This window comes from Mucilaginibacter sp. PAMB04168 (assembly GCF_039634365.2).
In the GTDB taxonomy this organism is placed as follows: domain Bacteria; phylum Bacteroidota; class Bacteroidia; order Sphingobacteriales; family Sphingobacteriaceae; genus Mucilaginibacter.
In genome coordinates, this window is the sequence record NZ_CP155079.2 from 2,448,679 (window position 1) to 2,463,263 (window position 14,585).

General features: G+C 41.9%; 9 protein-coding genes. 6 read left to right on the top strand and 3 right to left on the bottom strand.

Features of this window, described 5'->3' with window-relative positions; genetic code table 11:
• Window positions 1-3: 3 nt before the first annotated feature.
• On the bottom strand, window positions 4-747 hold the full coding sequence (locus tag ABDD94_RS10420) for a DeoR/GlpR family DNA-binding transcription regulator (RefSeq protein ID WP_345955816.1): 744 nt from the start codon (window positions 745-747) through the stop codon (window positions 4-6).
• 196 nt (window positions 748-943) lie between these two features.
• On the opposite strand from ABDD94_RS10420, the gene murQ reads away from it, so the two are divergent.
• The 6 genes from murQ to ABDD94_RS10450 all read left to right on the top strand — a co-directional run bounded on the left by murQ (window position 944) and on the right by ABDD94_RS10450 (window position 12,332).
• Window positions 944-1,762, top strand: a complete 819-nt coding sequence (gene murQ, locus ABDD94_RS10425) for an N-acetylmuramic acid 6-phosphate etherase (RefSeq protein WP_345955817.1) — start codon at window positions 944-946, stop codon at window positions 1,760-1,762.
• A 65-nt stretch (window positions 1,763-1,827) separates the two neighbouring features.
• Window positions 1,828-3,747, top strand: coding sequence for a glucosamine-6-phosphate deaminase (gene nagB / locus ABDD94_RS10430; RefSeq protein WP_345955818.1), 1,920 nt, complete (start codon window positions 1,828-1,830; stop codon window positions 3,745-3,747).
• A gap of 46 nt (window positions 3,748-3,793) precedes the next feature.
• Window positions 3,794-5,728 (top strand): family 20 glycosylhydrolase, encoded by a 1,935-nt coding sequence (locus ABDD94_RS10435; RefSeq protein ID WP_345955819.1) that lies wholly within the window; start codon window positions 3,794-3,796, stop codon window positions 5,726-5,728.
• Window positions 5,729-6,758: 1,030 nt separating this feature from the next.
• Entirely contained in the window at window positions 6,759-9,863 is a 3,105-nt protein-coding gene (locus tag ABDD94_RS10440; protein WP_345955821.1) for a SusC/RagA family TonB-linked outer membrane protein, read from the top strand.
• 12 nt (window positions 9,864-9,875) lie between these two features.
• Window positions 9,876-11,486 (top strand): SusD/RagB family nutrient-binding outer membrane lipoprotein, encoded by a 1,611-nt coding sequence (locus ABDD94_RS10445; protein WP_345955822.1) that lies wholly within the window; start codon window positions 9,876-9,878, stop codon window positions 11,484-11,486.
• An 18-nt stretch (window positions 11,487-11,504) separates the two neighbouring features.
• Window positions 11,505-12,332 carry a DUF4397 domain-containing protein gene (locus tag ABDD94_RS10450; protein ID WP_345955823.1) on the top strand — a complete coding sequence of 276 codons (828 nt, stop codon included), beginning with the start codon at window positions 11,505-11,507 and terminating at the stop codon, window positions 12,330-12,332.
• Between the two features lie 280 nt (window positions 12,333-12,612).
• On the opposite strand, the gene ABDD94_RS10455 is transcribed toward ABDD94_RS10450, so the two are convergent.
• Window positions 12,613-12,795, bottom strand: a complete 183-nt coding sequence (locus tag ABDD94_RS10455) for a hypothetical protein (RefSeq protein ID WP_345947581.1) — start codon at window positions 12,793-12,795, stop codon at window positions 12,613-12,615.
• A 142-nt stretch (window positions 12,796-12,937) separates the two neighbouring features.
• Window positions 12,938-14,548 (bottom strand): ATP-binding protein, encoded by a 1,611-nt coding sequence (locus tag ABDD94_RS10460; protein ID WP_345955824.1) that lies wholly within the window; start codon window positions 14,546-14,548, stop codon window positions 12,938-12,940.
• Between the last annotated feature and the right edge of the window lie 37 nt (window positions 14,549-14,585).

The following is a 14,585-nucleotide window of genomic DNA, read 5'->3' on the forward strand; positions in this document are numbered from 1 at the left end:
AGGTTAAATTACTGACACTATACTTGCATACTTCTCGATAAGAACACTCTGCGGATCCAGGTCGGTAAGCAGGTAATCAATTGCGCTTAAATTGCAAATTTTCATTTTTTGCATGGAATCAAGCTTTTCAGATATGCTTAATAGCGCTGTTTTGCTTGCAGAGTTAATCATTGCCTTTTTTACCTGCACTACCTCCCAATCTGAATCAGATATACCATGGGTGATAGATATGCCGTTGGTTCCTAGAAAACAGAGGTCTGCCTTAATTTCCGATAGTTGACTTATCACCTGCGATCCGGTGACTATATGGGAATTGGCGGCAAGTTGGCCAGCTAATAGGTTAACAGCAATGTTTGGATGTTCTGCCAATTCCAAACCTACTAAAGGGCTTATTGTAAAGATGGTACAGTGGATATTTTCTGGAAATATGCGAGCCAGCTCAATCATTGTTGTACCGCCACCAACCAACAGCACCATGCCGTCCTCAACTAATCCTACTGCTTTTCGGGCTATTTCTTTCTTGCCATCCTTGTTATAAATTTCGCGGCCCGAGAAGGGGTAGTGAAAAGACTTAGATAATGCGCCGCCATAAACCTTCACAATTTTGCCAAGTTCGGCTAATTCGTTTAAGTCGCGTCTAATGGTATCCTCCGAAACATTAAGCTGAGCACTTAGGTCAGTCGACAATACTTTGTTGTGAATGTTTATCTGGCTTATTATATGTTGCTGCCTTTCTTCTTTAAGCATAATTTATAAATGTATAAATTTATTCCAGCTTCATAGTATATCAGGCAAACTTCATTAAAAGTCTAATTTTGAGACCATGTTTTTTATGCGTTTTCTTGCATGTTTGATTTTGAAATAATATATATTTGTGCATGTTGCTGCGTTTTTTCTCGTTTTAATATAACAATGGCAACTCCTAAATAACATACTTCGCTAAATGGAACCCACTACAGAACAGGTATCCCAATATACCGATCTTGATAAGATGTCAATCAACGATATCTTAGTTAACATTAATAATGAAGACAAAACAGTGCCACTGGCAGTTGAAAAGTGCTTGGATAAGATTGGCGCTTTAGCTACCGCCGTGCTTGAAAAGATGAAAGCAGGTGGACGCTTGTTTTACATAGGCGCCGGTACAAGCGGACGCTTAGGAGTAGTCGATGCTTCGGAGTGCCCGCCCACGTTTGGCGTTTCGCACGATTGGGTAGTAGGCATTATAGCCGGTGGAGACACTGCTATACGTAAAGCTGTTGAATTTGCAGAAGACGATGCTGAGCAGGCCTGGAAAGATTTACAGGAGTACAATATAACTGAAAATGACGTAATTGTTGGTATTGCAGCATCAGGCACTACCCCCTATGTATTAGGCGGTTTGAAAGCAGCGAACGAAAAGGGACTTATTACAGGATGTGTGGTGTGTAACAGCGGAAGCCCGATAGGCAAGGAAGCAAAGTACCCGGTGGAAGTTGTTGTTGGACCAGAATTTTTAACAGGCTCAACCAGAATGAAAGCAGGTACTGCTCAAAAGTTAGTTTTAAATATGCTTACCACATCCGTTATGATTGGTTTAGGCAAAGTTAAAGGTAACTTAATGGTTGATATGCAACTTACTAATCACAAACTGTACAACCGTGGTGTGAACATGATTATGAAAGTGACCGGCAAAGACGAGCAAACAGCTACTGAGCTTTTAAAGCTACATGGTGGTATACGCCAGGCTATTCAGGCAGTGCAGGGCCAGTACACTGAATAAATACAGCACCTCACAACTACAACACACTACAAACCTAACCTTATCACTTTATTCAACAAACGCCCATGGCAAGATTAAATCTACTGGAAGAAACGCGTTACGAAAAATTACCTGTAACCATTTATGACCATGCCGCAACTGCAAGTATAGCCGTTGCACACCGTATAGCTAACTTAATAAAAGCTAAGCAAGCCAAAGGCGAATTAACAGTACTTGGCTTGGCCACAGGTGTAACACCCATTAAGGTTTACGCTGAACTGGTGCGTTTGCACCGTGAAGACGGATTGAGCTTTAAGGATGTAATTACGTTCAATTTGGACGAATACTATCCTATGCAGCCGCATGCCGAGCAAAGCTACGTCACATTTATGAATGAAAACCTGTTCAATCATATTGATATAGATCCGGTTAACATTCATATACCTAACGGTACGTTGCCTAAAGAGGATATAGCGGCGTTTTGTTTATACTATGAAAAGAAAATTACTGCTTTAGGAGGCATTGATTTACAATTGTTAGGTATCGGTCGTACCGGCCATATCGGCTTTAACGAACCCGGCTCGGCTCCCAACTCAGGGACACGGCTGGTAACGCTTGATGATTTAACAAGGCACGATGCTTCGCGCGATTTTGGTGGTAAGGAAAATGTTCCCACCAAAGCCATTACCATGGGCATTGGTACTATCTTTAAAGCCCGCGAAATTATATTAATGGCTTGGAATAAAAAGAAGGCGGCCATTATAAAAAAAGCTGTTGAAGGTTCAATTTCAGCAGAGGTGCCTGCAACTTACCTGCAATTATCTGAGCACGTAGAGTTTGTAGTAGATAAAGATGCTGCATCTGAATTAACACGATTTGATACACCGTGGCTGGTGAAAGATTGTGTTTGGGATGAACCAACAATTAAAAAGGCCGTAACTTGGTTGGCAAGCAGCCTGAATAAACCTATCCTAAAGTTAACAGAAGAAGATTACAATAATCATGGCATGGCTCAACTTGCCACTGAAAGGGGGCCGGTATATAACATCAATATCCATATTTTTAACCAGGTGCAGCATACCATTACAGGCTGGCCCGGTGGCAAGCCGAATGCAGATGATTCGCAACGGCCGGAACGGGCCGAGCCGGCTAAAAAGCGCGTTATCATTTTTTCGCCTCACCCCGATGACGATGTGATTTCTATGGGTGGTACTTTTATTCGCCTGGCAGATCAAGGACATGATGTACATGTAGCTTATCAAACCTCAGGCAATACAGCTGTTTGGGATGATGATGCATTACGCTTTGTTGAATTTGCTATTGATTTTAATAAGTCGCAAAACACCGACGAGAATGTGCTACAGCAATTGTATTTAGGCATGCGGGAGTTTGTTAAGCAAAAGCAGCCTAATCAGATAGACGCTCCCGAGATGTCAACGGTAAAAGGTCTTATCAGGAAAGGAGAGGCCCTGGCCGCCGCACGTTTCGCCGGATTACCCGATGAGAATATTCATTTTATGGATCTTCCGTTTTATGACCGTTCAAAAAGGCATAAAGACAATAGTTACGAAGCCGACGTGCAGCAAACCATTGCGTTGCTGCAGGAAGTTAAACCCCATCAAATATTTGCAGCCGGAGACTTCGCCGATCCGCATGGTACACATAAAGTTTGCTTTGATATATTATTGCAAGCACTAAAGCGCCTTAAACAGGATGAAGAATGGGTTAATGACTGCTGGTTGTGGCTATATCGTGGCGCATGGCATGAATTTGCTATACATGAAATAGAGATGGCTGTGCCACTTTCTCCTCAAGAGGTACTCAGAAAACGGCATGCCATATTTAAACATCAGTCACAAAAAGATGTTCCGGTATTTCCTGGAGATGATGCACGGGAATTTTGGGTTAGAGCTGAGGACCGTACCCGCGAAACCGCACAGTGCTATGATCAGTTAGGTTTGGCCGAGTATGAAGCCATTGAGGCTTTCGTAAGATGGCGAATTTAAATAAAAACTACGTTATCTTAGATGTCATCAACTTCACAGGTTTAGCATGAAAAGAATAAGTCTCTTACTGATAGGTGTTTTGCATGTTCTCACATTAAACCGTGTAGCTGCCCAGCAAATAAGTATTGTACCGGCTCCGGCTTTAGTAACTTACAATAAGGGCCAATATGTGTTGCCTAAGGTGATTACTATCCAGGTAAACAATCTGTCTGATAGTGTAAGAAATGTTGCTAATCAATTGGGCGAAAAGCTAAAAAGATCAACAGGTCGGTCCTATGTCGTTAAGAGCACGATGGCCTATCAACCGGGTTCAATCCGCTTGCTAATTAACAAAGCACCAACAGCAACATTAGGAACAGAGGGCTATCATTTAAGTGTTACCACTAAGGGGGTAACAATCACATCTAACAAATCTGCCGGGCTGTTTTACGGTTTCCAAACGCTTATTCAGCTTTTTCCTAAGGAGGTAGAGAGTGCAACTGCGAAAGCTAATGTAACGTGGAAGGTGCCGGCCGCGAGCATTACCGACTACCCCCGCTTCAAATGGCGAGGTATGATGTTTGACGTAGCCCGCCACTTTTTTACCAAACAACAAGTAAAGCAGTTTATTGATAATATGGTGAAGTACAAGTTTAATGTACTTCACCTGCATCTTACCGATGATCAGGGATGGCGCTTGCAAATAAAGAGTTTGCCCAAATTAACTGAGGTAGGGGCTTGGCGTGCTGAACGTACTGGTCGTTGGGGAGAATTTTCAAAACCCACCCCTGATGAACCTAAAACCTATGGCGGCTTTTATACGCAAGACGACATGCGCGAGATTATTAAGTATGCGGCAGATAGGTATGTAAATATTCTTCCGGAAATTGACATTCCGGGCCATAGCCTTGCTGCTGTAGCCTCGTACCCTGAATTGACATGTACACCGGGTACTTACCAGGTTAATGCTGGCGAGCGATTTATGATATGGAAGGGCGGAACTTTTTATGGGCTATTAGATAATACGATTTGCCCGGCTAATGAAAACGTGTATCCCTTTTTCGATAAAGTATTTACGGAGGTTGCCGCTTTATTTCCGTTCCCCTATATACATGTAGGTGGTGATGAATGCTACAAGGGCTTTTGGGAAAAGAGCGACGCATGCAAGCAACTGATGCAGCGCGAAAACCTAAAAAATACAGAAGAACTACAAAGCTATTTCATTAAACGGATTGAGAAAATCGTATCGGCCAAAGGAAAAAAAGTAATGGGTTGGGACGAGATACTGCAAGGCGGTTTGGCACCTGGAGCTGCAGTAATGAGTTGGCGAGGCATGCAAGGTGGGGTAGAAGCAGCTAAGATGAACCATGAGGTTGTGATGACACCTAATACCTTCGCTTACCTCGATCTTTACCAAGGCGACCCAATGGCCGAACCTCCTACCTATTCGATGGTGAGATTACGCAAAGCCTACGAATTTGATCCACTGCCTGCAGGTGTTGATCCGCATTTCATTTTAGGTGGGCAGTGTAATTTATGGAGCGAACGCCTTTCAACGATGCGCCACGCCGAGTATATGTTATGGCCTCGCGCTTTTGCAATATCTGAGTCGGTATGGTCTTTACCAGCTAAAAAGAACTGGAATAACTTTGTAACCCGTATCGAACAACAATTTGAGCGCCTTGACGCTGCCGAAACTAAATACTCGCTTAGCATGTACGATCCTTCGTTCACTGTGAGTAAAGACACAAGTAATAATATCAAAATCTCACTAAGTACCGAGGTTTCCGGATTAGACATCTTTTATAGTTTTGATGAAACTAATCCTGATAGATTTTACCCTAAATATCAGTTGCCGCTCACCGTACCCAAAGATGCTGCGAACCTCAAAGTGATTACCTATCGTAACAACAAACCAATGGGAAAGCTCATTAACATGCCTATAGCTGAGCTACGAAAACGGGCGGGTATTGTGGAGATAAAGCCAACGCCAACGCTTTAAAATTGAATGCTGACGCAGCTAATGTCAGGCTGCCTTATTTGGGCGGCTGTGCACTGGCGGGCTTCGACTGCTTTTTTAGTTGTATTTGAGAGTTTTTTAATCAAAATATATCTTCGCGGCCTACAACTACATGCACTTATTATTTTACCGCTTCAGGCTTCTAACATTTAGAAGTATTAAAGGGATGCTTACTGGCGGCTTTGGCTTGGTTTCAGGTGTCGTTGCATTTCGCATTGAAAGCATTCATATCGACCGAGCTTATATCACTGCTGTCTAAAATGCTAGATATTACGAGACAAATAGCTCGTGATAAATAAAGCATAATGTGATTGGCAATTAAGGCTTTACCAAGGTAAAGCAACTGCACAAGACATCCTTCATGGCAAAGTTGAGCTTGTCGGCTCTGTCAAACTATGCCGCCACATCGAAAATATCCGCTCAATAAGTATATAGTCGGTGCAGCATTAGTACCGGTTGCAAGTAAAGAACAGCAGCATACGTAATGGAATAAAGCGCTTAAAAAAAGTAAGTACAGAAATGTCACATGTGCAATGGTTTACCAACGCTAGTTAGACCCACATTAGTTTAAGACACGCTCTTCTTATCATTTAAAATGTTAATACTTGCTTTTATTATGTAAAGCTTTTGTTGAAAATTTTATAAAGAATATTTGTATTTGATGAATTTTTGGAAAAAAAATTAAGATTTGATAAGCATTTTGCTATTAATTAATAGGTAAGTCGGTAAAAAAGGGAATTCTTTCTTGAAAAGTATCGCCTAAAACACTGCTTTAGGCCATTAACGTCAACATAAACAGTAATTTATGCTTGCTTATTGCATATCTCTGCACTTTTTAGCAACATGTGCGCAAAAGTTTGCATTAAATTAAAATCTTTTTAATATGTTTATGCAAAAGTTGACCAAGTTTGTTTTCGAACGAGTTGTTGAGCTGAATGCTTGCTTCATCTTCTTCTCTCACGCTTCAACTTTTTATCCCTATGCACTTATTGATTAACTTTTAATATAGAACATGCAAAAACAATTACTCTCATTTATTTTGGGGTTTATCTTGCTTGCAGCCCAGGCAATGGCCCAACAAAGGGTAGTGACCGGCACGGTACTTGACGCCACCGATGGTTCCCCGCTCCCCGGAGTTAACGTAAAAGTCAAAGGTAGCCAAATGGCCACCACAACCTCGGCTCAAGGCCGTTACTCTATCAGTGCTAGCTCGGGGCAAACACTGGTGTTTTCTTTTGTGGGCTACAAAGCTCAGGAAGTCAAAGTTACTACTAGTGGAACAGTAGATGTAAGGTTACAGACCGATGCAACGGCATTAAACGATGTGGTGGTAACAGCTAACAATATATCTCGTGACAAACGAAGCCTTGCCTATTCTGTACCCGTTGTTAAAGGCTCTGATGTGGCTGAAACCCAACGTAACGATTTTTTTGGCGGTTTGCAGGGTCGGGTTCCCGGTTTATCCATTAACAGTACCAATGGTAATCCCGGTGCTTCTGCACAGATCGTGTTAAGGGGTTTTGTATCTATCAGCGGTGATAACAATGCACTGATTGTGATGGATGGTGTGCCAATTAACAACACCACGCTGAATCAAACCCGTGAGTTGGTTAGCGGCGCAGCCAACCGTGACCAGGATTTTTCCAATAGGGCCATCGATATTAACCCTAATGATATTGAAACCTATACTATTATGAAAGGCCCCGAAGCAACGGCCTTATATGGTAGTGCAGGTGCCAGCGGTGCCATAATTATTACTACCAAAAAAGGTAAAACAGGCGCTGGGTCAATCAGTTACAATAATTCATTCAGGGTAGAGCAGCTTAGGAAGTTTCCTGAGCAGCAAAAGATTTATAACCAAGGTAGTGTTGGTGTGTATGATGGTACAGCCACTGTATTTAACGGACCGGCCTATCAACCCGGAACACAACTTTATGACAATTTTGATCAATTTTTTAGAACAGGTTTTACCCAGAAACATAATCTATCTTTTGAAGGTGGGACAGATAAGTTCACGTATAGGTGGTCTAACGAGTATAGCGATAGCAGAGGAACCATCCCAAGCACTACATATAAGAGGTTTTCATCTAGATTAACCGGTACTGCTCAGATTTTTCCTATATTAAAGGTAACCACATCGTTCAATTATGTGAATTCATCAAACGATAAGGCCAACAAAGGAACAAACGGATTTTTGATGTCATTGTACAGATTTAATCCATCATGGGATGTAACTAATTATCAGGATGCAAACGGTAACAGGCTGTTGCATACCGGATCGATATATGGCGAATGGGACAACCCCTTTTGGGATGTTTACAAAAACGTAAACAATGACCGTACAAATCGTTTACTGGGCAACGTTAATTTTGAATTAAATCCTTTGAAATGGTTGAAATTTAATGCTGTTTTAGGCACCGATGTGGCTGTAACTAATGGTTTGTCAGTTTACCATGCACAATCCTACAAAGGTTCAGGATCAGCTACTGCGCCAAACGGTGGCAAAATTTTAACTTACCAAAGGTTGGATAAAATTTACAACGGTGTATTTACCGCTTCTGCACGTCAAAAATCTGGTGATTTTAACGCTACTTATGTTTTGGGAACAACATTTAATGATTTCAATTCATCTACCAATTCCCAGCAGGGGCAAAACATGTATGATCCTAATTTCTATAGTATCAACAATACCTTGCCTACTACTCAGCGCACTTTGAATTACATAAACCGTTATCGTACGGTGGGAGCGTTTGGACAGGCTATTTTGGGTTACAAAACATTATTGTATTTAACCTTGAGTGGCCGTGTTGACGGTGCGTCGAAGCTTATGAATCCGGTTGATTTTAAAGGTAGTGACCCATACTTTGCTTATCCATCAATCAGTACGGCTTTCAACTTCTCGGATCTAAGCGTTTTCAAGAATAACTTACCTTGGTTAGATTATGGTAAACTGCGGGTTTCATATGGTTTAACTGGTAAAGAACCATACAGGGAATACATACTGGCTACTAATTATGTCGGTGCAACAACAACAGGCGGTGGATATGCAGTATCTTCCACACTGGGAAATCCTAATCTGAAGCCCGAAACTTCGAAAAACTTTGAAACAGGTATTGAGTTACAGTTTTTCAAAAACCGGTTCAGTCTGGATTTTAATTATTATAAACTGCGAAGCGAGGATCAGATCATTCTACCGCGTTTGAGCTATGGTAGTGGTGGTATATTAGAAATGATGAATGGCGGTACAGTAGTAAACCAGGGTGTTGAAATACAGGCCAAAGTAGCTCCTTTCAGGCAGAAGAGTTTTAGCTGGGACATGACCTTTAACTTTACCCTGAACAGAGGCAAGGTACTTTCTATAGCCGAAGAACTTCCGGAATTATACGAATCAGATACGCAAATACTCGCAGGTGTTAGAGGTGCCGTGCTCCCCGGTGCAAGTACCGGAGCTATAAGTGGCACACGGTTTGACCGCAATAAATATGGCGATGTGTTAATCGCCCCAACCACTGGTTTACCGCTATCAAGCGATACCCAGTATTATCCCATTGGCGACCGTAACCCTAAATTTAATCTGGGCTTTGTTAACCAGTTACGCTACAAAAGCTGGAGCCTGTCATTTTTGTGGGATTTACGCTACGGCGGCGACGTGCTCAACGGTACCGATTATGAAGCTTATACCAGAGGTACGAGTATTAAAACTCTGGATAGAGAAACACCGAGAATTGTTACAGGTGTGTTAAAAGACGGATTAGAAAATACAGCTAACCCAACCCGCAACACCATAGCAGTTACGCCTTATTATTCACCAGCTTATTACACTACCAACGTAACCGGGGAGATGTTTATTGAGCGTAATATTAAAACCTTACGTCTGCGCGATATAACTCTGAACTATGATTTCTCACAATCTATGTTAAACCGTATAAGGTTTGTTAAAAGCTTAGGTGTGTTTGTAACGGTAACCGATGCCGTTATGTTTACAAACTATTCGGGCAACGATCCGGAGAGTAACCTGAATACTCCAGGTGTTGGCGGTATTGGTGGTTTTGGTTTGGATTACGGAAACGTTGGTAAGCCAATTGGTGTTAACCTTGGTTTAAGGGTAAGATTATAAGAGCAAAAAACAATGAGAAACTTATATAAAACAGCAATAGTATTAACAGCCATGGTGTTGGGCACCGGTTGTAAAAAATATTTAGATATTAACAGTAACCCCGCTGTACCTCAGGTTGTAGGGGCAGAGCTTTTGTTGCCCCCAATCATTTACCAGATGACAAATGGCACCACGCAGGATAACCGGGTGATTTGGAAAATTACACAGAACATGGGCGGCACTTCTACTGCTGATGCCTCTACCATTTGGGAGAAACATGGTTATCCGTCGGCAAGTGATGTTGGCGGCGTAATATGGCGCATGACTTATTTTGATTTAGGTTTGAACCTAGAGAGCATGATAAAAGATGGTTTGGAAAAACAGAAATATGAATATGTAGCCATTGGATACGCCATTAAAGCATGGGCTTACCAAATGACAACTGATTTGCATGGGCCCATCATTTTAGATGAGGCTTTTACCACAGGGCAATTAAAGTTTCATTACCAGGACCAGCCAGATGTCTATGCAAAGGTAAGGGAGTGGGGTAATCTAGCTATTAAATATAGCAATATGAAAAGCCCTGTGAGCTATGCGGCTACATTGAGCGGTGTTTCGGGCGATGGCATATATAAAGGCGATATGGCCAAATGGCGGAAATTTGTTTATGGCTTGTTTGCACAGCAATATAGCCACTTAATCAATAAACCTCAATTTAAAACTAATTACGCGGATAGCGTTGTTAAGTATGTAGATCTGTCGTTCGCTAACGAAACGGAAGATGCCACAGTTGGGTTTACGGCTTCCGTTGCAGCCGATTCGAACCCAATGGGCCCGCAAATGGGATTAATGACGGCAAGTACAACTTATTATGCAAGGCCAACTACTACCATCCTGAACTTGCTTGCAGGCGGTGTTAGGGGTACTGCTACCGTTGATCCTAAAACATCAGTTGATCCGCGTTTATCCAGATATCTGCAGCCAAGCACAACTCCGGCCACTTTAGGTAACTATCAAGCCATTACGCCAACTAAAGGGAGCGCTACAACAAACGTCCCAATAGTTTTAGGTGTAATACCAACGGGTGGTACCACTTACCCCGGCCGGTATATTTTTACTGATAAAGCACGGTATCCAATTATGACCTATAGCCAATTACAATTTGCTAAGTCTGAAGCTAATTTTATTAAAGGCAATACTGGTGATGCATACACAGCATACGTGAACGGTATAAGAGCAACATTCGATTTCTTTAACCAGTATGGTCGTAGTGCCAACACGCCTGATCCGGCTATTTCAACTGCCGAGATAAATGCTTACATGTCTTCTAGCGAAGTGGCGCAAAATGCCGGGGATTTGAGAATATCAGACATAATGCAGCAAAAGTATATTGCGCAATGGGGCTGGGCAGGTTTAGAAACCTGGTGCGATTTGCGTAAGTATCATTATGACGCTACCGTATTCAGAACTTATTATCAGTTAACTGCAGGTGAGCTTTCCACAAATAACGGCGGTAAATTTGCGTATCGCTTTAGGCCTCGTTATAACTCTGAGTACGTTTGGAATGCAGATGAGCTGGCAAAATGGGGTGCATTAAACACGGATTATATGACTAAGGAGCTTTGGTTTAGCTTATCTAATTAATAACACTATAAAAGAATAATGATGAAGATATTATCTAAGCTAGTTATAGGTGCGGCAGGTTTACTTGCCATAGCAAGCTGTACGAAGAATCAAATAGATTATGGTGAGGTGGAAAAGTTAACAGGCGATGAAACGCTTTTGAAAATTAACAACGTATCAATGTATTATAATAACCGTTCAGCCATTTTTAAAATAAATGGCAAGCGGGTTAGCGGATTACTTACTGCAAGGTCACCGTTTCCTGGTGGTGGTTATAATACAGGGGGCGATTCTAAACCGGATTTCTTGTCGGTACCGTCAGGAGATGTTAATCTTTCTGTTGTTCTGCCCAAAAAGAAAGACGATGGCACCGACTCTCTTGTATTATATAATACAACCCTGAATCTGACTGCCGGTAAAAGATACTCCGTACATCTTACAGATACGGCTGCCGCAACCAAGAGTTTACTAACGGAGGAAAATTTCACCATGCCTGACTCGACCGTTGTTCGTTACAGGTTCGTAAATCTGATGCCTAATGTGGCCGCGGTAGACGTATATTATGGGGTGACATTGGCCACGCCTACTAAGCCAAGCGTCGATTCATTGATATTAAGCAATGTGCCATTTATGCAAATGACACCAGAATTTAAATTAAAGGCTGGTGGACTTACGGCTGGGGGAGTTCTCGGATCTTGGAAAGTAAGGCCTGCCGGTGCTGCTAATACAACAGCAACAGTATTAGCTTCTTACTCAAGTGCAAGCACCGTGCTGGACAGACGAGTATACACTGCTTTTGCATGTGGCTATAGCGGCAAAACTACAGCGGCTCAAAAGCCTTACATATCGTTTTACCTGGTAAGGTAGATCGCACCTAAGGTAATTTAGCTCCGCACAAATAGATAGGGACCCTAGCTATTTTGTGCGGAGCTTTTTAGTTTCTCTACAAATGAAGTACGCTAATTCCAGGCAAGCAGCTAACAGTCTGATTATTTCATGTTACAAGTGCTTATAGCAAAGCCCGTAATTTAGCCAGCCCGCTGCTAAAGATGTATTGGTACGGCGCTTAATAAGTTAGCTTTTACGTCAAACATCTATGTTGCAAGCATATAAAGCGCAAGACCTTATAAGTGATCCACTTAAGCAATTAATACATGGTGTTATGAATTTTTAATTTAGCTGGTGTTGGATGAGCGCTTGCACGCGAATCGTTACCGCATTTACCAAGCAGTGTATAAATTATAATGAATATAATAATGGTAGAAAAGCAGCCACCTCCTAGTTTTTTGGCACCGTAGCCAGCTATTAAGGCTCTAAAAAAGTTATTCATAAGTATCTTATTTATCATGGTGAACACCATTTACCTTAAGATAGTTTTACTTATGTATATAATAGGTCCGTAGCTGCTGAATGGTTGCTTAGCAATTCGTCTTTTATAACGGATTGCTCGTTACATTATATTTATTGGTAGATTACTGCAAGGGCAAAGTGAACCAGAAAGTTGTGCCTTTTCCCAATTCAGTGTCAACATCTATTTGGCCGCCATGCTTTTCAACAATTTCTTTACTAATGTACAGGCCTAAACCTAAGCCAGAAAACTGCATGCCTGTATAGTCGGCCCGGTAATAGCGCTCAAAAAGGTGAGGTAACTTGTCAGGTGATATACCCGGACCTTTATCAATAACTGATATTTTAACCGCACTAACCTGCTTTTTTACTTTGATAACGATGTCCTTTGAACCCGGCGCATACTTAACGGCGTTGTTAACCAAATTTACCATTACCTGGTCAATCTGCTGCTGGTCGGCAAATACTTCAGTGCTGATATCGCCTTTCAATACGGTGTTAAATACGCCGGCATTTTTAACATGCTGACAGCAATCTGTTAACATATCTTCCAGCTTAAAACGAGTTTTATGTATCTGCCATTGACCATGGCTTAATCGGTTAGCGTCTAAGAGATCTCCGATAAGGCCGCTTAATTTGCTAAGGCTTTTGTTAGATTGTGAAACCAGTTTATTTACTCTTTCCAGCGTAAGGTTGTCCTTCATGCGATCCAACATTTGTAAAGAGGCCTTCAAACTTGTTACGGGCGTTTTAAGTTCATGGCTTGCAATGCTTATAAATTCTTCTTTTTGCTGCAATAGCTTGCGTCTGTTGGTAACATCCGTAAACGTACCAATACCACCGGTTATTTTACCTGTTATAGGATCTGTGATAGGAGCAGCGTTTATGGAGATATAAATACGCTCGGCATTTGGTGGTTGCACAGCAATCTCATGATCATAAATAGATGTACCCGTACGTAGCATAACCGCCATTGGATGATCTTCGGGTGGGAGCGGCGAACCGTCCACCTGTAGATGCTGCCATGGGGATTGATTGTAACCACGCTCCTTCGACTCGTGTCTTGTTATACCTAATATGCGCTGCGCTATATTATTTGCGTAAACCATATGCCCATCGGTATTTACAATACCTACACCTTCGGCCATAGTGTCTAATATACTTTGCAGGCGTTGTTCGCTAGCGCTTAGCTTATCGTTAATAGCTAGTTGCTTTTCCGTCTCCTGAAGAGTTGCCAACCGTAGCTCCGTTTGTTCCATGGCCACTGCTGCAAGTCCTTCTAAAACATCTTTGTCGTGGTCCGAAAACTTACGAGGTTTAGTATCCACCAAGCACATTGTACCAATGGTGTAACCGTCAGCAGTAATTAATGGAGCACCTGCATAAAATCTTAAGCCGAACGGGCCATGCACATAGGGATGATTGTCGAACAAAGAATCTTCGGTAGCATCCTCAACAACTATAGTTTTTTGATGGAGCACAGTCAATGCACACATGCTTTCCCCGCGATCAACATTTAACATTTCTCCAAGACCAACATTCGCTTTAATGAACTCCTCATCACCGCCCATGAAAGAAATATGTGCAATTGGTACCTTAAAAATGGTTTTTGCAAGTTCGGCAATCCTCGTAAATGACGGCTCAGGCGCAGTGTTAAAAATGCAGTATCTGTTCACCGCTTTTACTCGTTCAACATCGTTATCAGGAATAATGTTGATGCTAAAAACGCTTTTCATTTTTCTCCAGGTGTTATAAGAATGTTTTGTAGAGTTG